Origin of the sequence: Bizionia hallyeonensis, assembly GCF_042657385.1 — a bacterium.
In the GTDB taxonomy this organism is placed as follows: domain Bacteria; phylum Bacteroidota; class Bacteroidia; order Flavobacteriales; family Flavobacteriaceae; genus Algorimicrobium; species Algorimicrobium hallyeonense.
In genome coordinates this window covers 84,341-109,074 of sequence record NZ_JBHSLA010000004.1, presented here as the reverse complement: position 1 = coordinate 109,074, position 24,734 = coordinate 84,341, and the positions used below count along the sequence as shown (strand labels likewise).

General features: G+C 34.4%; 21 protein-coding genes. 13 read left to right on the top strand and 8 right to left on the bottom strand.

Translation table 11 applies throughout. From position 1 onward, the window contains the following. Positions 1–126: 126 nt before the first annotated feature. Both ACFPH8_RS11075 and ACFPH8_RS11070 read right to left on the bottom strand, forming a co-directional pair. Entirely contained in the window at positions 127–423 is a 297-nt protein-coding gene (locus tag ACFPH8_RS11075; protein WP_376860948.1) for a putative quinol monooxygenase, read from the bottom strand. A 3-nt stretch (positions 424–426) separates the two neighbouring features. Beyond that, complete coding sequence (locus ACFPH8_RS11070; RefSeq protein ID WP_248399030.1) at positions 427–1,263, bottom strand: SAM hydrolase/SAM-dependent halogenase family protein; 837 nt, start codon at positions 1,261–1,263, stop codon at positions 427–429. Positions 1,264–1,373: 110 nt separating this feature from the next. Here ACFPH8_RS11070 and ACFPH8_RS11065 point away from each other — a divergent pair, with 110 nt between their 5' ends. From ACFPH8_RS11065 to ACFPH8_RS11055, 3 genes are all read left to right on the top strand, one after another. Then, positions 1,374–2,327, top strand: coding sequence for a PhoH family protein (locus ACFPH8_RS11065; protein ID WP_248399032.1), 954 nt, complete (start codon positions 1,374–1,376; stop codon positions 2,325–2,327). 200 nt (positions 2,328–2,527) lie between these two features. Then, the gene (locus ACFPH8_RS11060) at positions 2,528–3,040 is read left to right on the top strand and encodes a hypothetical protein (protein WP_248399034.1); all 513 of its coding nucleotides are present in this window, start codon (positions 2,528–2,530) and stop codon (positions 3,038–3,040) included. A gap of 118 nt (positions 3,041–3,158) precedes the next feature. Continuing rightward, the gene (locus ACFPH8_RS11055; protein WP_376860945.1) at positions 3,159–4,106 is read left to right on the top strand and encodes a phosphoribosylaminoimidazolesuccinocarboxamide synthase; all 948 of its coding nucleotides are present in this window, start codon (positions 3,159–3,161) and stop codon (positions 4,104–4,106) included. A 64-nt stretch (positions 4,107–4,170) separates the two neighbouring features. Here ACFPH8_RS11055 and ACFPH8_RS11050 read toward each other — a convergent pair whose 3' ends face one another. Continuing rightward, entirely contained in the window at positions 4,171–4,998 is an 828-nt protein-coding gene (locus ACFPH8_RS11050; RefSeq protein WP_376860943.1) for a hypothetical protein, read from the bottom strand. A 71-nt stretch (positions 4,999–5,069) separates the two neighbouring features. Continuing rightward, positions 5,070–5,597 carry a DUF4833 domain-containing protein gene (locus ACFPH8_RS11045; RefSeq protein ID WP_376860941.1) on the bottom strand — a complete coding sequence of 176 codons (528 nt, stop codon included), beginning with the start codon at positions 5,595–5,597 and terminating at the stop codon, positions 5,070–5,072. 204 nt (positions 5,598–5,801) lie between these two features. On the opposite strand from ACFPH8_RS11045, the gene ACFPH8_RS11040 reads away from it, so the two are divergent. Next, positions 5,802–7,175 (top strand): alanine/glycine:cation symporter family protein, encoded by a 1,374-nt coding sequence (locus tag ACFPH8_RS11040; protein ID WP_376861220.1) that lies wholly within the window; start codon positions 5,802–5,804, stop codon positions 7,173–7,175. 112 nt (positions 7,176–7,287) lie between these two features. On the opposite strand, the gene ACFPH8_RS11035 is transcribed toward ACFPH8_RS11040, so the two are convergent. Together ACFPH8_RS11035 and ACFPH8_RS11030 are read right to left on the bottom strand one after the other, a co-directional pair. Continuing rightward, positions 7,288–9,453, bottom strand: a complete 2,166-nt coding sequence (locus ACFPH8_RS11035; RefSeq protein WP_376860939.1) for a hypothetical protein — start codon at positions 9,451–9,453, stop codon at positions 7,288–7,290. An 8-nt stretch (positions 9,454–9,461) separates the two neighbouring features. After that, positions 9,462–11,381, bottom strand: a complete 1,920-nt coding sequence (locus ACFPH8_RS11030; protein WP_376860937.1) for a transglutaminase domain-containing protein — start codon at positions 11,379–11,381, stop codon at positions 9,462–9,464. A gap of 124 nt (positions 11,382–11,505) precedes the next feature. Here ACFPH8_RS11030 and acs point away from each other — a divergent pair, with 124 nt between their 5' ends. From acs to ACFPH8_RS11010, 4 genes are all read left to right on the top strand, one after another. Beyond that, positions 11,506–13,413, top strand: coding sequence for an acetate--CoA ligase (gene acs, locus ACFPH8_RS11025; RefSeq protein ID WP_376860935.1), 1,908 nt, complete (start codon positions 11,506–11,508; stop codon positions 13,411–13,413). Between the two features lie 55 nt (positions 13,414–13,468). After that, positions 13,469–15,187 carry a serine hydrolase gene (locus ACFPH8_RS11020; RefSeq protein WP_376860933.1) on the top strand — a complete coding sequence of 573 codons (1,719 nt, stop codon included), beginning with the start codon at positions 13,469–13,471 and terminating at the stop codon, positions 15,185–15,187. Between the two features lie 102 nt (positions 15,188–15,289). After that, complete coding sequence (locus ACFPH8_RS11015) at positions 15,290–16,072, top strand: NYN domain-containing protein (RefSeq protein ID WP_376860931.1); 783 nt, start codon at positions 15,290–15,292, stop codon at positions 16,070–16,072. An 81-nt stretch (positions 16,073–16,153) separates the two neighbouring features. Beyond that, positions 16,154–16,786, top strand: a complete 633-nt coding sequence (locus ACFPH8_RS11010; protein WP_376860929.1) for a MarC family NAAT transporter — start codon at positions 16,154–16,156, stop codon at positions 16,784–16,786. Here ACFPH8_RS11010 and ACFPH8_RS11005 read toward each other — a convergent pair. Beyond that, positions 16,764–17,984 (bottom strand): multidrug effflux MFS transporter, encoded by a 1,221-nt coding sequence (locus ACFPH8_RS11005; protein WP_376860927.1) that lies wholly within the window; start codon positions 17,982–17,984, stop codon positions 16,764–16,766. The genes ACFPH8_RS11010 and ACFPH8_RS11005 overlap by 23 nt on opposite strands. 137 nt (positions 17,985–18,121) lie before the next feature. On the opposite strand from ACFPH8_RS11005, the gene ACFPH8_RS11000 reads away from it, so the two are divergent. The 5 genes from ACFPH8_RS11000 to ACFPH8_RS10980 all read left to right on the top strand — a co-directional run bounded on the left by ACFPH8_RS11000 (position 18,122) and on the right by ACFPH8_RS10980 (position 23,048). Continuing rightward, positions 18,122–19,222 carry a sensor histidine kinase gene (locus ACFPH8_RS11000; RefSeq protein WP_376860925.1) on the top strand — a complete coding sequence of 367 codons (1,101 nt, stop codon included), beginning with the start codon at positions 18,122–18,124 and terminating at the stop codon, positions 19,220–19,222. A gap of 3 nt (positions 19,223–19,225) precedes the next feature. After that, a complete protein-coding gene (locus tag ACFPH8_RS10995) occupies positions 19,226–20,554 on the top strand; it encodes a sigma-54-dependent transcriptional regulator (protein ID WP_376860923.1) in 1,329 nt (442 codons plus the stop codon). Positions 20,555–20,945: 391 nt separating this feature from the next. Next, entirely contained in the window at positions 20,946–22,241 is a 1,296-nt protein-coding gene (locus tag ACFPH8_RS10990; RefSeq protein WP_376860921.1) for a Glu/Leu/Phe/Val family dehydrogenase, read from the top strand. A gap of 16 nt (positions 22,242–22,257) precedes the next feature. Then, on the top strand, positions 22,258–22,671 hold the full coding sequence (locus ACFPH8_RS10985) for a GreA/GreB family elongation factor (RefSeq protein WP_248399063.1): 414 nt from the start codon (positions 22,258–22,260) through the stop codon (positions 22,669–22,671). Continuing rightward, the gene (locus ACFPH8_RS10980; RefSeq protein ID WP_376860919.1) at positions 22,671–23,048 is read left to right on the top strand and encodes a hypothetical protein; all 378 of its coding nucleotides are present in this window, start codon (positions 22,671–22,673) and stop codon (positions 23,046–23,048) included. Before ACFPH8_RS10985 ends, ACFPH8_RS10980 begins: the two co-directional genes overlap by 1 nt. Positions 23,049–23,136: 88 nt before the next feature. Here ACFPH8_RS10980 and ACFPH8_RS10975 read toward each other — a convergent pair whose 3' ends face one another. Then, complete coding sequence (locus tag ACFPH8_RS10975) at positions 23,137–24,678, bottom strand: acyl-CoA carboxylase subunit beta (protein ID WP_376860917.1); 1,542 nt, start codon at positions 24,676–24,678, stop codon at positions 23,137–23,139. Positions 24,679–24,734 lie beyond the last annotated feature (56 nt).

The window sequence follows — 24,734 nt, the reverse complement described above, 5'->3', positions numbered from 1 at the left end:
TAGGTATTAGGTAATAGTTGTTAGCGGTGCGTAAAATAAAAGAAATTTTTTTGTATTGTCATAAAAAAACAAATTCACTATTCACTATTCACTATTCACTATTCACTATTCACTATTCACTATTCACTATTCAAGCGATTCCAGCTTATCAACACTCCAAGCTTCAGGTTTCATATTAAACATGGGTTTGGTTACAGACCATATGCTTTTAAATAATTGAGATTGCCTGTAATTTTCTAAATCGTTTTCACTTTTCCAATAACTATACGTAAAAAACACATGGGTATTGTTTTTATCGCGATATAATTCTAGAAACTGGCACCCTTCAAAATCTCGAATAGCCTGTTTGTTTTTATGGAAATTTTCTAGAAAGGTATCAATATGTTTCGGTTCAAAGCTCAATTTCACAATACGTACAAACATATTTTATTCTTTTAAAAAATTAACGGAAATAGTATCCATAAGTTCTAAACCTAACAATGATGAGGCGCTACCGGTGGTATTTGGATTGCTCTTGTAAACGGCAATTTCTAGGTAACTAGAGGAATTAAAAACCACCATTCTATGACCTTCAATATTCCGTGTTTCGGGCGCTTTACTAAAATCTACCACATCACTATATTTGTTATAAATTTTATTGAAAGTTTTGTTTCTCGCGGAAATTTCAAACGAACGACCCAATTGCACTTTTTCAAAAAAGTTACGTTTAATATTAGTTATCACATTCCCGTAATTGTCAATATAAATAATATGACCAATTATCTGCGTGCGTTCATCATTAACAAACGGAATGATATTTTTTATAGGTTTTATCGTGTTAATTACCTTTCCAATTACTTCCAGCGTACCACCTCGAGCAATATGGCAGGCTACTTTTACAAACACATCTAAAACCGGAAAACTGGTTATAATAGCGTCATGGATATTAATTTCTACAATTTTCTCGGGTGCTATTTCGGCACAAATCATACTCATAATACCATTGTTGGCACAAATAAAATAATGACCATCTAATTTTACGGCTATATGTTTATTCTCTTCATTTAATTCTGAATCCACACCTATAATATGAATGGTGCCTTTCGGGAAACTACTAAAAGCGTTTAATATAATATAAGCTGCCTCAGGAATACTAAAAGGCGAAATGGAATGTGAGATATCAACAATTTTTACATCAGGTAATTCGCTATAAATAGCACCTTTGGTTGCGCCTGCAAAGTGATCTCTCTCCCCAAAGTCAGTTGTTAATGTAATGATTGCCATTTAGAATTGTTGATATTTTTTTAACCCAACACGAAATTAAAATGTGTATTTTTGTTTAAACACAAAACTAATAAAACTAAATAGATTAATTTAATTAAATCGCCTAGCTTTTGAACGAAATCATAATCGAACTTGAAGACGTATCACCAAAGGATTTTTTTGGTGCACAAAACGTTAATATAGAACTCCTTAAAAAGTATTATCCAAAACTAAAAATTGTTGCCAGAGGTAATAAAATCAAAGCCTATGGCGATGAAGATTTACTGGAAGAATTTGATAAACGCTTTAATATGCTCATGGAGCATTATATGAAATACAATAAGATAGACGAAAATGTTATTGAACGCGTTTTAACCAGTGATAGTAAAGCGGATTATGAGACTAGCGCTAAAAGTGGCGAAGTGATTGTTCATGGTGTTAACGGCCGATTAATTAAAGCCCAAACAGCCAATCAGCGTAAATTGGTAGAAAGCATGCGTAAAAACGATATGGTTTTTGCTATTGGTCCAGCTGGAACAGGAAAAACATACACCGGTGTGGCTTTAGCGGTTCGTGCCTTAAAAAATAAAGAAGTTAAACGGATTATTTTAACACGTCCAGCGGTTGAGGCTGGTGAAAATTTGGGGTTTCTTCCTGGCGATTTAAAGGAAAAATTAGATCCCTACATGCAACCTTTGTATGATGCCTTACGCGATATGATTGCGCCTGAAAAATTAGCGCATTATATTGAAAACGGCACCATTCAAATTGCACCTTTAGCTTTTATGCGTGGACGAACTTTGGATCATGCATTTGTTATTTTAGACGAAGGTCAGAACACCACACATGCCCAAATGAAAATGTTTTTAACACGTATGGGTAAAGATGCCAAGTTCTTATTAACAGGAGATCCTGGACAAATAGATTTACCAAGACGCACCATTTCCGGACTAAAAGAAGCCTTGCTCATTTTGAAAAACGTAGAAGGTGTGGGGATGATATTTTTAGATGATAAGGATGTTATTCGCCATAAATTGGTAAAAAAAGTTATTGAAGCCTATAAAAGTATTGAGAACGTGGACTAATACCTACAAACTAATTTTTTTACTTTTAAAAGTCGGTTTTCTAACTGGCTTTTTTATTCTGGTGTTTTACGCTGTTAGTCAGGTGTTTGAAGTGGTTTTCAATGGTGATTTCCTATAATTCTATAAACATAGCCTTGAATGCTGTAAGATAATTCTCTGTTTATTGTCCAACTTTGTACTCTAATCAAAAAAGAGACAAAATGAAAAAATTATTTTTAGTAGCATTATTATTTGGATTTAGTCCAATGTTTGCACAGGATGACAATGTAGATTTAACACCAGATAACTCTTGGTTAAAAGTTGGCTTAACAGCTGGTATTCCGGTAGGGGATGCAAGTGATGTTTCCGATTTTACAGTAGGGGCAGACATTAGAGGACAATATTTGTTTAATCCAAATGTTGCCATAGGTTTTGCATCTGGTTACACCCATTATTTTGCAAATGACGACTTCGAGGACTTTGGTGTTATTCCAGCTGCCGCCTTTTTTAGATATTACTTTACACCAGACGGTTTATTTTTTGGTGCTGATGTAGGTTACGGTTTTTTAGCCAATATAGATAATAATGATGGTGGCTTGTATCTTAACCCACAAGTTGGTTACCATAACCGCGATTGGAATTTTTACGCCTATTACCAAAATACCTTTGCAGAAAACGATTTAAATTTATCAAATGTTGGAGTTGGTGTAACGTACAACATCCGATTCAATTAATATAAATATATCAACAGCTGATAAAAGGGAGAACAAATAGTTCTCCCTTTTTACATTTAGATTTGTTTGACATTAAGAAACAATTTACTTTTACCAAACAAACAACAACCAACTTTAAATGAATACAATTACGGATACTAATTTTAATTTTCCCGGACAAAAAAGCCTTTATAAAGGTAAAGTACGAGAAGTTTATAATATAAACAATGAGCAGCTCGTTATGGTTGCAACAGATAGGTTAAGCGCTTTTGATGTGGTGATGCCCAAAGGAATTCCATATAAAGGACAAATTCTGAATCAGATTGCGACAAAAATGATGAAAGCCACGGAAGATGTGGTTCCAAACTGGCTTATAGCTACTCCAGATCCAAACGTAGCGGTTGGCCATTTATGTACGCCTTTTAAAGTAGAAATGGTAATTCGTGGATATATGTCCGGTCATGCAGCTCGTGAATATAAAGCAGGAAAACGCATACTGTGTGGTGTGACTATGCCAGAGGGGATGAAAGAAAATGATAAATTTCCTCAACCAATAATCACGCCTGCAACCAAAGCAGATATGGGAGATCATGATGAAGACATTTCACGAGAAGACATTCTGAAAAAAGGTATTGTTTCTGAAGCGGATTATCGTGTTTTAGAAGATTACACCCGCAAATTATTTCAGCGTGGTTCCGAAATAGCAGCTTCTAGAGGACTTATTTTAGTAGACACCAAATATGAATTTGGAAAAACACAAGATGGACACATTGTTTTGATTGATGAAATTCACACCCCAGATTCCTCACGTTATTTTTATGCAGATGGTTATCAAGAGCGTCAAAATAGAGGCGAAGCTCAAAAGCAATTGTCCAAGGAATTTGTGCGTCAGTGGCTTATTGCCAATAATTTTCAAGGATTAGAAGGACAAACTGTTCCGGACATGAGTGATGCATACATCCAATCTGTTAGTGAACGCTATATTGAATTGTATGAAAACATTACAGGAGAAGCCTTTGTAAAAGGTGATGTAACGGATATTCAAAATCGTATTAAAACGCATGTGGAAGCCTATTTGAATAGATAATTTATGCATTTGATTTTTTTTTAATATCATATTTATATCTCTGTATCTGAATGCTACTAGAATTTTATTTTTTATATCTGAATTTATATTTTAAAATCATTTTCAAAACACCATTCTCAAAGTATCTTTTTTCAATGCAATTTCCATATTTGTCATATATAAAATCGGTTTGGTTATGACTTATCAATTTCGTTTTACCATCCAAAAAATTATATCTTTTAACTGCTATTTTATCACCTTTATCGTTGAAGGTTGTTTCGTAAAAATTTTTAAGCGAATTATCACTCCTATACCATTTACTTAAGATTTGATTCTTTTTTTTATCATAGAAGAATTCTATTCTTGATTTTTGTTCACCTGACTCAAGATAGGATGTTAGCTCTATTTCTTGCCAATCTTTATTATATTTAAACATACTACTATCAAAGAAGATACTATCATTTTTTACCATGATTGATTTACTCATTCTTTTTTTTCGGTCATAAACGGAATTTGTTACCATCTTGCTATTTTCTCTGATATTCTCTTTTTTTATTATTTGCCCCTGTTTATTATAATAATAATTTAATTGGTTTGATTTTTTATTGGTGTTGTTGAATGATGCTACTTCCGTTAGGTTTCCAAATTTATCATAGGTAAAAAGGCGGTATCTAGTGCTTGGTCCGTCCGCTTTAAATGATGTTGTTTTTAGTAATCTACCTTTTCTGTCATAATAAGAGATACTTTTTGAAGATGCTCTGATAGTTTTTATACTGTCCACAGTGCTTACTCTATAATATTGTAATTCAACCTCCTTAGGCTTATTAGCATACCCTTCAAAAGGGGTCAAATATTTCAAATTTGAGCAGCTGCTAAAAATTAAATATAGGATTATAAAATATTGAGTTTTCATTAATGGAATTTGAGATAAAAATTGATTGTAATTGGGTTTTTATTAGAATATTCACAATTTATTTTGTGAAATTAGTCCATTAAAACCTTTTCCATAGCAGGTTTTCCTGAATAAAAATCTGTGCCATAAAATAGAACGTAATCGGCTTTAGCATTAATAGAAAACAAACCAGCTTTAAGTTGAATAAACATTTTTTCTAAAAATATTTTACGAGTATTAACTGTAACAAATATTTTGGCGCCTTCATTTTTGGTAACTAAAAGATGAAAAAGTAATTTGTTAGATGCGGCAAGGCGAAACGTGAATAAATTGGGTTGAGAATCTACGCGAATTAATCCATAAGCTCGACTTTTCTGCAAGGTTGTCAGTGGCCTTTTTATACCATTTTCAGTATAAATAATGCGGTACTCATTAATAGGTTCTAATTGATTAATAACCTTGCCATTTAAATTAACATCATAGACATAAGTATTGTGGTTGTTACTATGCTGAATATAAAACAGTCTAGTTTCTGTCTTTTCTGGTTCTGGATATCCAGCTTGCGCTAAACTGATAAAACAGCTAAAACATATGATATACAGTGAAAAAATAAATTTCATTTTAATTAATTTTTAATCTGGGCCGTTAATAAAAGAAAGCTTTTGTTTTCTTTAAAAAATGCGTATAATTTTCTAATTATTGAACTCCAAAGTTAACTTTTAATAAATAGAATCCGAAGAAACAAGCCGCGAGAATGGTTTAAACTTTTAAAAACACCCAAAAATTGTAATGACTTTGTTACATTTATGACTACAAATAAATTTATGGAACAACTCAATCAATACATTTCTGATTTCGCCTCGTTTGCTTGGGGTTTGCCATTACTTATTTTGCTTATTGGAGGCGGATTGTACTTATTAATTCTATCCAGATTCTTACCCTTTCGGTTTTTTGGTCATGCCATTAACGTGTTGCGTGGTAAATATAATAACCCAGACGATCCAGGTGAAATTACACATTTTCAAGCTTTAACAACCGCTTTATCTTCTACCATTGGTATGGGGAATATTGCGGGAGTAGCCGTTGCCATTTCCATTGGTGGACCAGGAGCCGTTTTTTGGATGTGGGTGAGTGCTGTAATTGGGATGTCTACCAAATTCTTTACATCTACCTTAGCCATTATGTATCGTGGTAGAGATAGTGCTGGCGATTTGCAAGGTGGTCCCATGTATTTTATTACCGAAGGTTTAGGTAAATCATGGAAACCATTAGCTGTATTCTTTAGTGTTTGTGGTCTAGTTGGTGCGTTACCCGTTTTTAATGTAAATCAGTTAACCCAAGCCATTAATGATATTTTATTGCGTCCTAATGGCGTGGAAGTTGGTTTTACTTCTAATTTAGCAGTTGGTATTGTTTTAGTAATTATTACCTCAATTGTTATTTTAGGTGGGTTGAATAGGATTAGTAAAACAGCTTCCAAACTCGTGCCAGCTATGGTATTATTGTATTTTGTTTCGGTTGTCATTATTCTGATTGTTAATTTTGAAGAAGTGCCTAAATATTTTAGTCTCATTTTTACCGATGCTTTTAGTGCTAGCTTTTATAAAGGCGACACCTTTTTAGGTGGTGTTATAGGTGGTTTAATGTTATTAGGTATTCGTCGTGGTGCGTTTTCTAATGAGGCGGGAATTGGTACAGCACCTATGGCTCATGGCGCAACAAAAACTTCGGAACCAGTCCGTGAAGGTTTAGTGGCTATGTTGGGACCAGCTATTGACACCTTGGTGGTTTGTACCTTAACAGCTTTGGCTATTTTAGTAACCGGAGTTTGGCAAACAACGGATGCTAATGGTGTGAGTTTAACAGCGTCTGCATTTGGAAATGCCATGCCAGGATTTGGTAAATACTTGCTATTAATTTGTATTGCCGTTTTTAGTATTTCATCCCTATTCTCCTATTCCTATTATGGTAGTAAATGTTTGTCGTTTTTAATTGGAGCCGATAAAAAACACTATTATAACTACATGTATATCGTGAGTATTATTTTAGGAGCAACCACGTCTTTAAGTATGATGATTAATTTAATTGATGGCTTTTTTGCTCTCATGGCTTTTCCAACTATGTTTACAACGCTTATGCTAGCACCTCGCGTGGTTAAAGAAATAAAAGCTTATAAACTTCGGACTTTTAATGCATAGAAAAAGCTGTCTGAAGGTTTAGATAATTCTCGTCAATCTGAATTGGTTTCAGTTTGACAATTTATATTATCATTTTTCAGACAGCCTTTTAAATTAACACGAATAAGAATTCTTAATTTTTTTTCAATAAGATTTTTTCATTGGTAAATTGGAAGGCTTCATCTAGAAACGCCATCATTAATGGCCAATCGGCATGGTCTTCATAATTGTTTTTATATTGTTTTGTAGAAGTGATAATTAACTGATTACCCGACATTGATGCGGTACTGATAAAAGCGCCTGTTTTGTTATCAACCGATTTGTTTAGTTTATCCAAACCAGATACGGAATACCCTTCAGGAATATTTAGTGTTATGTTGTAATTATAACTTCGTGGATAGTTCATGTGCACATTTTCAGTTCGTTTGCGTTCTTCATCAGATAAATCCACCTGACCACCAATTAATTTACCAACTTCTAAAATGTAATTAGGCCCTGCTTTTTTAATGAGTGCATCTGAAACCGTGAAGTTTTCATCATAAGTAAAGTACGTATCAAATCCATAACGCCCTGTTTCTTTAATAGTATAAGTATAATCTGAAACCTCTGTAATATCTAATTCAGCTTCTATATTTTTCTTTAAACTTTCAGATTGTTTCTCACGAAGTTTTTCAACTAACGCAGCAAGTTCTTTTCTGGTTTTTTCGCGTGTTTTTTTATTTCTTATTTTATCCATAAAAGGTTCTGTTCCATACTTTTGGTAATCCTCATCAACGTAATCTTTAAAAATAAGTTTGTCATATTGATGATCTGCTTTTTCGTAACCCTTGTATTTGTTAATACCTTGATACGTAAACCCTGAAATATCATCGTTTAATGTAATTGTAATGTCCTTCAAGGATTCATTTTCCTTATAGGTTGATTGTGGTAATTTTCCGGTTGCAATTTGATCCAATCGTTTTCTGCTTGCTGATAATTTATACACATCGGTACCTTCTAATAAATGATGAAATTGATTGGCATCCGAATGAATTTTGAAAGCCTCTAAATAAACAGGTATTTCTGTGTTGACTTTGATAATAACTTTGGTGTTTCGCTCGAGAAGCAAATCATTTAAAGATCCATCATAGCGTTTTTTACCCACGATAACGTCATAATCATAATCAGATTCATATAAAAAAGCCATAAAATGCCGTATAAACGATTTCTCATTTGAAAATAAATACGGAACCGTTCTTGTCGTAATAAATGGTGAGGCCAGAATATTCGCTTCACCAACAATAATACCTTCTACATATTGCGTTAGAAAATGATGGCGCGCAAAATAGTAAACAGCTATTATCTTTTCGCGCTCGCTTGCAAAGTCGTTTTCTTTAACAAAACGCTCCATGGAACCTAAATCCCCATAAGCAGTGTATCTTTTATAAAAGTCTAAAATCTCTTCTTTTGAAACTGTTTTCTTAATTATTTCTTCTTTCTCGGGAAGGAAAGCTTTGGCATCGTTTTCAAATCTGCCCGATCTGGCAAAATATACCTGAAACTTATAACAAGGCAATTCTACTAAAGGATAAAACCAACGTTCATATTTATGTTTATCAATGTCTTTTTCAGTCAATTCATACCGTCTCATATTATTCTTTTCGGTGGGAATTTCTTTTAGTTCTGGAGCACCATTATAGGAGTTGAAATTTATAAAAAAGTCATTTTCCGTTTCAAAATATAGCTTGTAATCCATTATGGGATATTCCTCACTTAATGTTTGCTCCACAGGATTAAAACCAAATGCCTCAATAGATTTAAATGGTTCAACACTATAATAGAAATAGTCAATTATATCACCAATTTCCAAATTAGCCATTGCTACTTTAGTTTCACCATCAACTTCTACGGCTTCTTTTTCAATATCAATAATGGTTTCAGTACCATCTGGCTTTATAATTTTAATACCTACAATAACATTAGATGGATTGTAAACATAAACGCCTTTTGAGGAGTTGAATCGTTTTTGATAAGTGAAGGTTGAAAATTCAGTAACAGATGCTTGATCTAATAGCTTAATCCGTTTGCGAATGGACGACTTGTATTCCACACGTTTACCAAACTTATGAAAATCATAATTTTCATTCTTATAGATAATTACAGCCGATTCATTTTCCCATTTTTCAGGAATATCAACCGCGTTTTTAAAGGTGTCATTTTCTCCCCAAAAAAATGTTTGAGCTTCTATTTCTAGTTTAGATTGACCAAAAAACAGGGTTGTGCACGCAAATGTGCATAATAGGAGTAATTTAATTTTCATGTGTTTTTTTATTGTTTGGTTAAGGTGATTTGTTCGTTATAAACAGAATTAAGATTTTTTATAAAATCATTCCATTCATTAAAACCGTCCTTTTTAATAACGCTTTCCGTGATTTCAAAATCCTTTTTATAAATAATGGTAGTATCCGTTTGGGTAAAGGATACTTTTAAGTTGTAATTGTCATTGGAAATAGCAATATCCTTTGGAAGGCTTCCAATTTTGTAACCATCTGGAATTTTTAACGTCGTTGTGGATTCTAAATGTTTTTTATAATCGAAAACATAATCGGTTTTGCGCTTTTCAAAATTATAACCTGATAATTCTTTCTCTAAATCCAAATCAATATACATGGTATCATCGAAGGATGAAACCGCATTATTTATCGTAATGTTGTAATCGATATTTATAGGTATTTCTCTATCGGTTAAATTAGATGTTATAATATCCGTTACTTTAATATTTGAATCGCCTCCATCCAAATACCACATTAAAAAGGTGTCTTTTTTATCGGTTTGCAGCTGACTTAAATACTGTAATAATCCCGAACGACTTTCGCCATTAAAGGTTTTGGAAACGGTTCCACTTAATTGTTCATTTTCAAGGGATAAATTATAATTAACGGTCTCTTTATTGAAATTGGCTGCTGTTTTTGGTACGATGTTTAAAATGAATTCATCACCATTTTCAATTAATACTTGTTTGCCCTGAATTCTGTTTGCGTATTCTTTGTAAGCGTTGAATTTTTCGGTTCCATCTAAATATGTAGGTTCTCCATTTGTATAAATAGTACAAATCATGTGGTTGTCTACAGATAGGCTAGGCGTTGAATAATCGTAAGCAATTCGGTTGGTGCCAATCCATGTTAGGCGTGCGTCAAAACCAGCTTCAATTAGCATTTGTTTGGTCAGGTTTGCCATCCCTTTACAGTCGCCATACCGTTTTTTGAAAACTTGCGACGCTTCATCAGGTTTAAAGCCTGCAATTCCATCCACAAAGGCGATGTAGCGAATATTATCTTGGACCCAATAGTAGATGTTTTTTATTTTTTCTTCGTCAGTTGCTGCATCTTGGGTTAATTCAACCACTTTCTCCTGTAAATCCGTATTGTCATTTTCTAAACTATTTACCAATGTTTTATACCAATTGTATAAATCTTGCGTGGATTCAAAGATGTTTGTTTTTACAGCATCTATAGTAAATGATTTTGCTAAAATTAAAATATGCGGATAAATGTAGGATGGTCCAGGCGCACTGCTATCATCAAACATAGCTGGTACGTTTTCTATTATAAACGTATGGATTTTACCATCAGTATCCTCATTCGCTTTTACTGATTTTTGAATTGGAAAGCCGTCAAAATTCATTTCTTTTAATTCTAAATCTAACCAATTTGGAATAGCAATAGTAAACGTTTTTTTTACAGCTGGATAATCATCATTAAAATACAAACTGGTAAAGTATTTAATGTCCTTATAACGCTTAACAGTTTCAATTTGATACCTGTAGCCTTTAAGTGGGAAATCTATATTTGTATATTTTACGCGGGCATCATTGTGAAACAAATCATCACTTTTCATGGCTTCATCTTTAATGTAAAAATCAGCATCACGATCCGTTTTATATTTTATTTCAAAGGATTCAATTTCCGATTCGCCATTATAAAAACTATATACTTGAATGTCTGCTCGAGAATCTAAACTGATGAGTTTTTTGGTAATAGTTTCTAGGACCTCGACTTTTTCTGTTTTTTTGTTGTACTCAAATGAAATATGATAATTCTCACTTTCCGAAGCAACGTGATCATCTGGATATGTTTCTTTTAGCGTTTCGGCAAGTTGAATTTCTTTAGGTGTTGGTTCTGTCTTTTTTTGAGCAAATGAAAATATAGTAAACGTAAAAACGAGTAGGAGCGTGAGGTGATTTTTCAAGATTTCAGGAAGTTTAGATTGCTAATATAAAAATTAATGTAAAAAATCTATACACTTTTTTAATAACGTTTTTTTTTGATTGTTTTCGGCTTTGTCCTATCTTTTCATCATAATTATAATTCACATGAGTAACTACCATATTAAACATTTAGAAGAGTACTATCAAATTTATAGAAAATCCATTCGTGAGCCCGAGAATTTCTGGGAGGAAATTGCTGAAGAGCATTTTTTATGGCGAAAAAAATGGGACAAGGTTTTAAGTTGGGATTTTTCAAAACCCGAAATAAAATGGTTTGAAGGTGCCGAATTAAATATCACTGAAAACTGTTTAGACAGGCATTTAGCAACCCGAGCTAACAAAACGGCTATTTTATTTGAACCGAATAATCCGGAGGAACCAGCAGAACATATTACATATCAACAATTATATGAACGCGTAAATCAAATGGCAAATGTGCTCAAAGATCAAGGCATTCAAAAAGGCGATCGCGTATGTATTTATGTGCCTATGATTCCGGAATTGGCGATTGCCATTTTAGCCTGTGCTAGAATTGGTGCCATTCATTCTGTGGTATTTGCTGGTTTTTCGTCAAAAGCCGTAGCTACACGAATTAATGATTCGGATTGCAAGTTAGTAATAACAGCAGATGGCTCGTATCGCGGAGCTAAAACCATCGACTTAAAAGGTATAGTGGATGAAGCATTAGAAAACTGCGATGGTGTAAAATCCGTTTTAGTGGTAAAACGCATACATTCCGAAATTAGCATGAAAGCCGGTCGCGATTTTTGGTTGCAACCTTTACTTGATAACGCATCTAAAGCCGGACAGGCAGAAATTATGAAAGCCGAAGATCCGCTATTTATTCTATATACGTCTGGTTCTACGGGTAAACCGAAAGGCATGGTACATACCACTGCTGGTTACATGGTTTATACGGCGTACACGTTTAAAAATGTATTTCAATATAAGGAGGATGATGTGTACTGGTGTACCGCTGATATTGGCTGGATTACAGGCCATAGCTACATAGTTTACGGTCCGCTTTGTAATGGAGCAACAACAGTTATGTTTGAAGGCGTACCGAGTTATCCCAATTTCGGGCGCTTTTGGGATATTATTCAGAAGCATAAAATCAATCAGTTATATACAGCGCCCACAGCTATTCGTGCTTTGGCAAAACAAGGAACGGAGTTAATAGAGCAGTATGATTTGTCATCTTTAAAAGTTTTAGGTTCCGTAGGCGAACCTATTAATGAAGAAGCGTGGCATTGGTATAATGATAATGTTGGAAAACGAAAAAGTCCAATTATTGATTCCTGGTGGCAAACCGAAACAGGTGGTATCATGATTACACCACTTCCGTATGTTACGCCAACCAAACCAACTTATGCAACTTTACCATTTATAGGTGTGCAACCGTGCATTATGGATGAAAACGGAGAGGAACTAAAAGGCAATCAAGTGGATGGTAGATTGTGTATTAAGTTTCCGTGGCCAAGTATAGCCCGAACTATTTGGGGAGATCATCAACGTTATAAAGACACGTATTTTTCCACCTATAAAAACATGTATTTTACTGGCGATGGTGCACTTCGTGATGAAGTTGGTTACTACCGAATTACGGGTCGTGTGGACGATGTCATTATTGTATCGGGGCACAATTTAGGAACGGCGCCTATTGAAGATGCTATTAATGAACACCCAGCAGTTTCTGAATCTGCCATCGTTGGATTTCCGCATGATATAAAAGGAAATGCGCTGTATGGTTATGTGACGTTGAAGGAATCTGGCGAAAGTCGGGATCATACTAATTTACGAAACGAAATTAACCAAATTATTACCGAACATATAGGACCCATTGCCAAACTGGATAAAATTCAGTTTACAGAATCTTTACCTAAAACACGCTCGGGGAAAATTATGCGACGTATTTTAAGGAAAATTGCAGAAAAGGATACCTCTAATTTGGGTGATATTAGTACCTTATTGAATCCAGAATGTGTACAAGATATTATTGATGAGGCGCTTTAATTTGTAACATTTTACATTCCTAATCGTCCTATAAATATATCTAACCATCCATATCATGAAAAAACACATCATATTATTCGTTGCAGTTTGTTTATTTTGTACCACTTTTTCGCAAGCGCAACTTATTTCGCAAGCGGTTAAAAATCATATTCAAACACGCGTAGAAAGTGGTGTTAATGTTGGTGTAGTTGTTGGTGTAATTGATGGTGAAACCATTGAATATTATAGTTTTGGTACAACAGACATAAAATCAGGAAAACCGGTTGACGAACATTCCGTTTTTGAAATTGGTTCTATTTCCAAAGTATTTACAACCACGTTATTGGCCGATGAAGTTTTAAAAGGCCATATGACATTAACAGATCCTGCTTCTAAATATTTACCAAAATCCGTAAACCTACCAACCCGAAAAGGCAAGGAAATTACATTGAATGATTTAGCTACACATACATCGGCTTTACCAAGAATGCCAAATAATTTCAACCCAAAAAACGCTTTAAATCCGTATGTGGATTATACTCCAGAAATGATGTATGCATTTTTAAACCAGCTAGAATTGACTAGAGATATTGGTGTAGAATATGAGTATTCTAATTTAGGCATGGGGTTGTTGGGTCATATATTGGAATTGCATACAGGAAAAAGTTATGAAACTTTAATCAAAGAGCGGATTACAACACCTTGTGGTATGCCAAACACGGCATTAAAGCTATCTGATGATATGCGGAACCATTTAGCTTTTGGATATAGTGAGGGTGTACAAGTTTCTAATTGGGATTTTGATGTCATAGCTGCAGCAGGTGGCATTCGTTCCACGGCTGTTGATATGGTGTCGTTTTTAAAAGCCAATTTGGAAATTTCTAAAACACCTATAAATCCTGCCATGCAATTGGCACATCAAGAAGCTTTTTCTAATGTGGATAGCACATTTAATATTGGTTTAGGCTGGCATTATGAAAACAGGGGGAATGTCACTTGGCATAACGGACGAACAGGTGGTTACACAGCATTTACTGGTTTTGTTCAAGGCACAGAAAAAGGCGTAATTGTACTAACTAATGCTACCGAAAACATGAATGCTTTAGGTTTTCATTTATTGGGTAGTCCAACGCCTTTAGTGAACCCGAAACCGTCTATTGTCATGTTACTGAAAAAAGAAATGGCAATGAATGGTATCGATTCGGCTATTGCCCTATATCATCAAACCAAGAAAGAATCACCATTTGCTTATAATTTTGAAGAAAGCGAACTCAACCGATTAGGTTATGAGTATTTAGCTATGGACAACGGAGATCATGCACTAAAAATTTTAAAATTAAATGCGGAAATTTACCCAAAGTCATCAAATACTTTTGATTCTTTAGGTGAAGCCTATTTAAAACAAGGTGATTCAGCTGCAGCGATTTCAAATTATATAAAATCTTTAGAACTAAATCCTGCCAATCAAAATGCCATAGACGTTCTTAACTCCTTGGATATTGATCTCAGCGAAGTCGTACCTGATATGCAGGTTTCAGATGCCGTTTTAAACACCTATTTGGGAAAATATCAACTGGCGCCAGGTTTTATTATAACTGTAACGCGAGAAGGTGCGCAGCTTTTAGCACAGGCTACAGGACAGCCGCAGTTTCAATTGTTTCCTGCGGCAACCCATAAATTTTATCTAAAAGTTTTGGATGCGCAAGTTACTTTTCATGTAACTAATGAAGGTGTTGTGGAAAGTTTAACACTTCATCAAAACGGACAAAATATACCAGGAAATAAAATAGAGTAAGAGGTCTTGTTAATTATTCTTACTGAAATAAGCAATCAAAAAACTGGGTTTTAAATGGCAGTTTATTAACTTTACGAAATACAGACTAACTAAAATGACACAATGGAAATTAAACTAGCAGTGCTAATTGATGGCGACAATATACCATCCGCTTACGTAAAAGAAATGATGGAAGAAATTGCCAAATATGGTAACCCAACAATTAAACGTATTTACGGCGATTGGACCAAACCACATTTAGCAAAATGGAAAAACATGCTACTTGAAAATGCCATTACACCTATTCAACAATACGGATATACAACGGGGAAAAATGCAACTGATAGCGCCATGATTATTGACGCTATGGATATTTTATACAGTGAAAAAGTTAACGGTTTCTGTTTGGTTTCTAGTGATAGTGATTTTACGCGACTGGCCACCAGACTGCGTGAAGCTGGTATGAAGGTATATGGTATTGGAGAAAAGAAAACACCTAAACCATTTATTGTTGCTTGTGATAAGTTTATTTACATTGAAATTTTAAAGCAAGCTTCTAGTGATTCCGATTCGGACACTGATCCCGAAGACAAAAAGAAATCTTCAAAAGATTCCTACGACAAAATTACACCAAAAGTTATTCGTTTAATCTCCCAAACTATTGAAGATCTAGCTGATGATGATGGTTGGGCTTTTTTAGGTGATGTTGGAAGTTTATTGCAGAAAAAACAACCAAACTTTGATTCCCGTAATTACGGTTTTGCTAAACTAACACCATTAATTAACTCCATTGATGATTTTGAAATTGATAAACGTGAAAGCGGTAATGGTCGTTTTAAATTAGTGTATGTTCGGATAGATGAAAAGAAACCGAAAAAACATACACGTCGTAAAAGAACCGATTAAATTTAACAATTCTCATATCATAGGTTAAAATTCGCGTAACCTTAAACTTGATAAAAAACAGTGAATTTGTAGTAAAAAACTATGGATTTATTTTTAATCAGTTTTGGAGCGTTATTTTCCATTATGAACCCACTAGGCACTGTTCCTGTGTTTGTTGGTTTAACCCAAGAAAATACCAAGCGTCAGCGTGCATTAACAGCATTTTGGACGGCGTTTAATGTGTTCATTATTCTATTGCTTTCCTTTTTTGCAGGCAAGTATATTCTGTCCTTTTTTGGTATTAGTTTAAATGCCTTGAAAATTGCTGGAGGACTCATTATTGCATCTTCAGGATTTGCATTATTAACAGGAAAGTTTAGGGAGCATAAAGGTATGAAACGAAATAAAGTTCAAAAAGATATTCATTCGCGTGATGCTATTTCTTTAACACCTTTGGCTATTCCTATGTTAGCCGGTCCTGGAACAATTTCTTTATTAATTACCTTTAATCAGGAGTATCAAAGCTCATTACAAATCTGTATAATATTAATGGCCATGTTGGTAACAACAGTGAGTATTTACCTGATTTTAAAATCATCATATTTTATCGTAAAATTTTTAGGAGCATCTGGAATCAATGCTTTATCACGCGTTATCGGATTTATTGTAATTGCTATAGGCGTGGAGTATATTATTTCATCGGCTGTTGATATTATTCAGAGAATACAGTTTTAATAGGCTTTTTAACTGAAAGAAATAATATCACAGAAATACTACCACATATTGAAAACCCTATAAATAAAGGCAACACACTTTCAGTTACAAAACTACCTATAAAACCAGCAATAGGGACAGCCATAATGGTACTAAAAAAGCCGTTGATTGCGGCGCCAACTCCAGCAATATGACCAACAGGCTCCATGGCTAATGATCGTAAATTTCCAAATAAAAATCCGATAGCTGTAAATTGTAGGGCAAAAAATATCACTAATATGGATAAGTCTGGATTTATGCCTGACGAAAATATAAGAACATATAAAAGGGATATAATGGAAAAGCAGACGGCAGCAGTGAAAGCAATTCGTCTCATTCCAAAACGAATAACCAATGTGCTGTTTATAAAAGTAGAAAATCCTACAGAAATGGCTAAACTAGCAAAAATGTACGGGAACAATTCAGCTAACTTATATTGGTATTCAAAAATTTGTTGAGATGTGCTTAAATACACCATAAAAGAACCCGTAATTAAACCCGAAATCACGGTGTAGGCAACCGCATCTTTATGTCTGTAAAACTCTTTGGCACCTGCTATAAAAAGTTGCGGTGTTAATTTGGTACGCTTTTCTTTGGTGTGCGTTTCGGGTTGTTTTTTCCAAAACCAAAACATCACGGCAATGCCAAATATTAAGTTGACATAAAAGATAGAGTGCCAATCATAAAACGTTATTAGAAACTGTCCTAAAGTGGGCGCAATTACTGGAACTAAAATAAAAATCATAACCACGAAGGACATCACTTTAGCCATATAATCACCGCTATAAGAATCCCGCACCATAGCAATACTAATGGTTCTAGGCGCAGCTAATCCCACACCTTGAAGAATACGGCCAAGAATCAAAATCTCAAAACTTCCCGTTGTAACACATAAAATACTCGCAAATACAAACAGTAGAAATCCAACATAGATTATAGGTTTTCTTCCAAAACTATCAGAAAGAGGGCCAAAAATAAGTTGACCAAAACCCAAGCCCAAAAAAATCATGGTTACCAAAAGTTGATTTTTTGAAACATCAGTTACACCAAAATCAGATGCAATGTCTGGTAGAGCTGGAAGCAGTGCATCAATGGAAAGTGCTACAATAGCCATTAATGATGCCATTAATGCAATAAATTCTATATTAACTTTTTCTGTACGGGGTTTTTTATTTTGCATCCTGCAAAAGTATTTATAAATTATCAGGATGCTTGATTTTAATAACTAATTCATTGTTAAATAATCTTAATTGTATGACGAATCTTGAATACTATTTTTTAAAAATGTAATTTTACATATCTACCATAAAAAACAATATGTCACAATTAATAACGGCTGAAGATAAATTAAAAGAACGCATTAAGGAATTATCCTGTTTATATACCATCAGTTCGCATATATCCAATTGTGATTTAGATAATTTGGAACCCACACTTCAGGCTATTGCTTTAAGTTTGCAGGAAGCTATTCGGTTTCCAAAAGAAGCTTCTGTGGAGCTAACTGTTGCCGATTTTCATATTGAAGTTGGGCAGCAGTCCGAAGATAAAGTCTTTATGTTATCTGCTATTAAAGAATTTAATATTGCAATTGGCTCCATTAAAGTAGGGTATTCTAAATCTAAATTTAACGAAAACAGTTTTTTAAATGAAGAAAAACGACTGTTAGCCAAGATTACGTTAGAACTGGGTAATTTATTTGAACGTAAGCAAATTATAGAAAAGGAAGTCGTGTCTAGACGCCAAGTAGAGCGTGCCGATAGATTGTCTATTTTGGGTGAGATTACAGCTGGAATAGCGCATGAACTCAATACACCATTGGCTAATATCTTAGGTTATTCGGAATTGTTAAAAGATCAATTTCACGAACAGAAAGCGGTTTTAAACGATTTAGATAAAATAATGAATAGTGCTATTTATTCGCGGGAAGTGGTCAAAAAATTGATGTTTTTTTCTTGCGATATGCCTCACCAAATGGAATTAACTAATATGACACCGATTATAAAGGATGCTATTAGTTTATTGAAACCTAATTTCTCTAAAAAGGATATTACGTGTCATGTAACCATTACCGATGAAAATATTCCTTTGCGTGTAGACGCTATTCAACTTACACAAGTTATTTTTAATTTAGTGATTAATGCCATTTATTTTTCACCAGAAAAAGGTGTTATAAATGTAACTGTTAGTCAAAGTGACAAACAAATTATAATTGAAATTAGTGATGAAGGGCCAGGTATTGATCCAGAAAAAGGTGACAATATTTTTAACCCTTTCTTTACAACAAAACCAGTTGGTGAAGGTTCCGGTTTAGGGTTAAGCGTTGTTCATGGTATTGTGAAAAGTCATAAAGGCACCATAAAACACAGACAAAACTCTCCAAAAGGCACTATATTTCATATCAGTTTTCCAAAAAATTAAATTATGTCATTACATCAAGAAAATATATTGTTAGTAGATGATGATGTTCATATTTTAGAACTCCTACAGCGTCATTTGCAAACCTTAAATTATCATACGTTTAAAGCCGTTTCTGTAAAAGAAGCTATGACTATTTTACAAGATGAATCCATCGATTTACTCATAACCGATTTAAAAATGCCAGGTGTTGATGGCTTGGAGTTGGTGAAATATGTGTCTGAACATTACCCAACTATTCCAAAATTAGTTGTTACAGGTTATCCTTCCGTTGACGGAGCTTTAGAAGTTATGAAATCTGGAGCCATGGAATACCTTACCAAACCATTTACCAAAGAAGAACTTAAATTAGCTGTTATAAAAGCATTTGAAAGTAGACCAAAACGAGTTGCTAGCAAATCAGAGAAACCTAGAGACATCCAAAGTTATGGTGAGTTAATTGGGCAATCAGAAGCCATAAAACGAGTAACGGAAATTATAGATCGGGTTAAAGACAATAAAGCAACTATATTTATAAAAGGAGAAAGTGGAACAGGAAAAGAATTGGTGGCACGTTCCATTCATTATTTAGGAAAATATGCGTCGGCACCATTTATTGCGGTAAATTGTGGTGCCATTCCTGAAAACCTATTAGAATCCGAATTATTTGGCTATGTTAAAGGCGCCTTTACGGGAGCTGATGAAAATAGAAATGGTTTTTTTCAAGCCGCTAACAAAGGCACTATTTTTTTAGATGAAATAGGAAATGCGTCTTTAGCTACACAATCCCGCTTACTTCGTGTGTTACAAGAAAAGGAAGTAACGCGTGTGGGATCTCAAAAAATTGAACCTGTGGATGTTCGTGTAATTGCGGCAACAAATAGCGACTTAAAGGAACTTATTGATAAAGGGCGTTTTCGGGAAGATCTTTATTACCGATTAACCGTTGTTGAAATTGATGTGCCATCATTGCAAGAACGAAAGGGCGATATTTCCTTATTAACAGATAAGTTTCTATTTAAATATGGTGTGGAATATAAGGACAAACTAATTTCTATAGCACCCGATGCGTTAGCTGTTTTGGAGCGTTATAATTGGCCAGGGAATATTAGGGAATTAGAAAATGTTATCCAACGTGCGGTGATAATGTGTGACAAGCAAATTACGATGGCTGATTTACCCGAAAATTTAAAACACCACATATCCTTTCCCGAATATGATAATGAGCTGTTGCCACTTAAAGAAATTGAAAAAAAATACATATTAAAGGTTTTAGAGGCTACAAACAACAATAAATCTCAAGCGGCTAAAATTCTCCAAATTGATAGAAAGACTTTAAGTGAAAAAATAAAATAAGCAATGGTCTTAAGTGGGTAATTTTTACACAGCTGGTTAATAATTCCTCAAAACAGTTTTAAGAAGTTTTATCTGGTCTTTGTTTATTGGTCTAATAATCAGTTAATTGCATTTGTAATGTAAATTGTATTTTTAATTGGCATACCTATTGCCTTTTGGTTCGTGGAAATTAAAGGTTAGTTTATGAATCATATTATGGAAAGAAGTTTGTGCCAAGATTGTACGTTTGTACAAACGTGCAACTTAACGACAAATAAAAGTTCTATTTGGTCCTGTAGTGAATATGAACTGGCCAAAATAGACATGAACAAATATTCTAAAAATAATATTCAAAAATTCGACCGTGTGTTGAATAATCCTACTGTTGAACTTATCTAAACAAATAAAAAAAATGACTTTAACAAAAGAAGTAAAAAAGAAAAAACAACCTAAACAAGGCATGCTAGAAAATGTTATGAAGCAATTCAATGCTGCTGCAGATATGGTTGACTTAAACCCAAACATTAAAAAAATATTAGCTGTAACGAATAATGAGTTAATTATTCATTTCCCAGTTCGTATGGACAATGGTGAAGTAGAAATTTTTAAAGGTTACCGCGTACAGCATAACAACGCTTTAGGGCCTTATAAAGGTGGATTGCGTTACCATCCAACCATTGATATCGACTCCGTTAAAGCATTAGCGATGTGGATGACATGGAAAACGTCTTTAGCTGGTTTGCCTTATGGTGGAGCTAAAGGAGGGATTCAAATGGATCCTAAAAAATATTCTCATTCAGAATTAGAGCGTATTACAAGACGTTTTACTTATGCTTTAGGTGAAAACATTGGGCCAGAGCACGATATTCCAGCGCCAGACGTTAATACAAGCGCACAAACTATGGCTTGGATTGCAGATACGTATATGTCTACTAAAGCGCCATCAGAGCGTTCAAAAAACCAGCACGTTGTTACTGGTAAGCCAATTGGTTCTGGAGGATTAGAAGGTCGTGATAGAGCTACTGGTTTTGGTGTGTTCTTAACGATTAAATATTGGGCTGAAAGCAAGAAAATAGATTTAAAAGATAAGCGTTTTATTGTTCAAGGTTTTGGAAATGTGGGCTATTGGGCTGCACACTTTTTAGAATTAGAAGGCGCTAAAATGGTTGGTGTTCAGGACGCTTTTGGATCTATAAGTAAAGCAGATGGTTTATCGGTAGAGCATTTATTCGAGTATACTAAAAACAATAACGGATCTGTTCAAGGATTCACTGGATCTACTGCCGTAGAAAAGGACGACTTCTTCGGTTTAGACTGTGATATTTGTATCCCTGCCGCTTTAGGAAACCAAATTACGGCTGAAAATGCCTCTCAAATTAAAGCATTTTTAATTGCTGAAGGTGCAAATGGACCAACAACAGTTGAGGCAGAAAAAGTATTGCGTGAAAAAGGCATCACTGTTATTCCAGATATCTTATGTAATTCTGGTGGTGTTATTGGAAGTTATTTCGAGTGGTTACAAAACCGTAATGGCGAACTTTGGGAGCTTGATGAAATACTTGCGAAAATTGACAAAAAAATTAGAGAGGTTTTTAGAAAAGTTTTAAAAACTTCCGAAGAGAAACAAATTGATATGCGTTCAGCTGCTTACTTTATAGCAATAGAGCGTATTGAGAAAGCATATATTCAACGTGGAATTTTTCCATAATAAACTTTAATTTAAAATGAAATACGGAAGCTTGATTTTAGAAAAAAAGGAGTATGTTGTTTTAAAACGCCTATTAAACTTATCTATTAATTATAAAGAAGATACGCGTAAATACTCTGTAAAAAGACTAGAAGCCGAATTGCAGAATGCTGTAATAAGTGATGAAGAATTAGTTCCTCAAGACGTTATTAGATTTAACTCTGTAGTTACAGTGGCAACGGATGATGGTTGGGAAAATACTTTTGAACTGGTAACACCCAATGATAAAAACTATCAAAACAATAAGGTTTCGGTGTTAACACCAATGGGATCTGCTGTTATGGGCTATGCTCAAGGCGATGTCATTGACTGGGAATTTCCTGGCGGAATCAAAAAGCTCCGTATTGTTAATGTGAAGCAAAATAAATCAAACAAACACTATCAATTATAATGGAATCAAATACCTTTTTTAATCATGATACTGATGAAGAAATAATTCATGTAAAGCGCACACAAGAGCTGGACGTTTGGATTTCTCATTTAAGTTACGTGACCGACGAGAGTGATTGGCTAGCGAAAATAGCATCTAATAAATTGAATGACAAAGCGTTGAGAGATAGGCTTTTGGAGGAATCCGAACAGAATGCAACTATATTAAACGAGTTATACAATTATAGAACATCTATTGTAAAGTATAATGAATGTGATGATTTAGAATGTGATGTATATTACATTAATTTACACGACACCTATCTTTCTAAATATGTGAAGCATATTGAAAGCTACAGAAAGGTTAAGAATGAGGTTTATTTAAAAATTCTCATGTAATAGTTTTTTTAATAATTACTTAAATTGAATAAGCCATACTTGAAAACGTATGGCTTATTTTTTTACTTATTTAATCTAGTAATTTACCTTACAAGGGAATATTTCCATGCTTGCGTTTCGGTTTTTCAACCTGTTTGTCCTCTAACATTGCAAATGCTTTAATTAATTTACGTCGCGTTGTTTCTGGTAAAATGACTTCATCTATAAACCCACGTTGAGCAGCACTGTAGGGGTTGGCAAATAAATCGGCATATTCGGCTTCTTTTTCTTTCCATTTAGCATCTTTATCATCGGCCGCATTAATCTCCTTTTTAAAGATAATTTCGGCTGCACCTTTGGCACCCATAACGGCAATTTCGGCACTTGGCCATGCGTAATTTATATCAGCTCCAATATGTTTGGAGTTCATAACATCATAAGCACCACCATATGCTTTTCTAGTAATAACTGTTATTCTTGGAACCGTTGCTTCGCTAAAAGCGTACAACAATTTGGCACCATGAACAATAATACCATTCCATTCTTGGTCTGTTCCCGGTAAAAAACCGGGTACATCTTCTAAAACTAGAAGCGGAATATTAAACGCATCGCAAAAACGAACAAAACGAGCCGCTTTTTTGGCGCTATTTACATCTAAAACACCAGCTAAAAACATGGGCTGATTGGCAACAATACCAATACTTTTCCCGCCCAACCTAGCAAAACCTACTATAATATTTTCAGCATAATCTTTATGGATCTCGTAAAATGAATCTGTATCAATTATTCCCGAAATAACCGCATGCATATCATAAGGCTTATTCGCATTATCAGGAATGATTTGTGATAATTCGTTACGCATTTCATCCCCTAATTCGAAAGGGAGATCCTTCGCTTTTTCCTGATTATTTTGAGGCAAATAGCTCAATAATTTTTTAATGTCTTCTAAACATTCCACATCATTGGTTGATGTAATATGAGCGACACCAGATTTGGTTGCATGTGCACTGGCACCACCTAATTCTTCACTGGTTACGTTTTCATTGGTAACTGTTTTAACCACATTGGGCCCAGTAACAAACATATAACTGGTATCTTGAACCATGAGTGTGAAATCTGTCATAGCTGGCGAATACACAGCACCTCCAGCACAAGGCCCCATAATAGCCGATAGCTGCGGAATAACACCCGATGCTTGCACATTGCGATAAAATATATCAGCATAACCGCCCAATGAACGCACGCCTTCTTGAATTCGAGCACCTCCAGAATCATTGAGTCCGATAATTGGTGCGGCAACTTTTACAGCTAAATCCATCACTTTGCAAATTTTCTCCGCATGGGTTTCAGAAAGCGAACCTCCAAAAACCGTAAAATCCTGTGCAAAAACATAAATTAATCTGCCTGAAACCGTTCCGTAACCTGTAACCACACCATCACCATAATATTGTTGCTTGTCCATACCAAAATCTTTGGTTCGGTGTGTAACTAATGCACCAATTTCTTCAAATGAACCCGTATCTAAAAGATATAAAACGCGCTCGCGAGCTGTTAGTTTTTTATTAGCATGTTGCTTTTCAATTCGTTTTTCGCCACCACCTAAATAGGCTAGGGCTAGTTTTTCGTTGAGGGTTTTTATTTTTGAATCCATTTTTTTTATGTTTTCTCGCCAAGGCGCAGAGGCACAAGGCTTTTAAAATATTTTGT

Excerpts from the sequence above, each read along its gene's own strand:
- ACFPH8_RS11075 (WP_376860948.1), bottom strand. The coding sequence starts at position 423 with ATGTTTGTACGTATTGTGAAATTGAGCTTTGAACCGAAACATATTGAT.
- ACFPH8_RS11070 (WP_248399030.1), bottom strand. The coding sequence starts at position 1,263 with ATGGCAATCATTACATTAACAACTGACTTTGGGGAGAGAGATCACTTT.
- ACFPH8_RS11060 (WP_248399034.1), top strand. The coding sequence starts at position 2,528 with ATGAAAAAATTATTTTTAGTAGCATTATTATTTGGATTTAGTCCAATG.
- ACFPH8_RS11055 (WP_376860945.1), top strand. The coding sequence starts at position 3,159 with ATGAATACAATTACGGATACTAATTTTAATTTTCCCGGACAAAAAAGC.
- ACFPH8_RS11050 (WP_376860943.1), bottom strand. The coding sequence starts at position 4,998 with ATGAAAACTCAATATTTTATAATCCTATATTTAATTTTTAGCAGCTGC.
- ACFPH8_RS11045 (WP_376860941.1), bottom strand. The coding sequence starts at position 5,597 with ATGAAATTTATTTTTTCACTGTATATCATATGTTTTAGCTGTTTTATC.
- ACFPH8_RS11040 (WP_376861220.1), top strand. The coding sequence starts at position 5,802 with ATGGAACAACTCAATCAATACATTTCTGATTTCGCCTCGTTTGCTTGG.
- ACFPH8_RS11035 (WP_376860939.1), bottom strand. The coding sequence starts at position 9,453 with ATGAAAATTAAATTACTCCTATTATGCACATTTGCGTGCACAACCCTG.
- acs (WP_376860935.1), top strand. The coding sequence starts at position 11,506 with ATGAGTAACTACCATATTAAACATTTAGAAGAGTACTATCAAATTTAT.
- ACFPH8_RS11020 (WP_376860933.1), top strand. The coding sequence starts at position 13,469 with ATGAAAAAACACATCATATTATTCGTTGCAGTTTGTTTATTTTGTACC.
- ACFPH8_RS11015 (WP_376860931.1), top strand. The coding sequence starts at position 15,290 with ATGGAAATTAAACTAGCAGTGCTAATTGATGGCGACAATATACCATCC.
- ACFPH8_RS11010 (WP_376860929.1), top strand. The coding sequence starts at position 16,154 with ATGGATTTATTTTTAATCAGTTTTGGAGCGTTATTTTCCATTATGAAC.
- ACFPH8_RS11005 (WP_376860927.1), bottom strand. The coding sequence starts at position 17,984 with ATGCAAAATAAAAAACCCCGTACAGAAAAAGTTAATATAGAATTTATT.
- ACFPH8_RS11000 (WP_376860925.1), top strand. The coding sequence starts at position 18,122 with ATGTCACAATTAATAACGGCTGAAGATAAATTAAAAGAACGCATTAAG.
- ACFPH8_RS10995 (WP_376860923.1), top strand. The coding sequence starts at position 19,226 with ATGTCATTACATCAAGAAAATATATTGTTAGTAGATGATGATGTTCAT.
- ACFPH8_RS10990 (WP_376860921.1), top strand. The coding sequence starts at position 20,946 with ATGACTTTAACAAAAGAAGTAAAAAAGAAAAAACAACCTAAACAAGGC.
- ACFPH8_RS10985 (WP_248399063.1), top strand. The coding sequence starts at position 22,258 with ATGAAATACGGAAGCTTGATTTTAGAAAAAAAGGAGTATGTTGTTTTA.
- ACFPH8_RS10980 (WP_376860919.1), top strand. The coding sequence starts at position 22,671 with ATGGAATCAAATACCTTTTTTAATCATGATACTGATGAAGAAATAATT.
- ACFPH8_RS10975 (WP_376860917.1), bottom strand. The coding sequence starts at position 24,678 with ATGGATTCAAAAATAAAAACCCTCAACGAAAAACTAGCCCTAGCCTAT.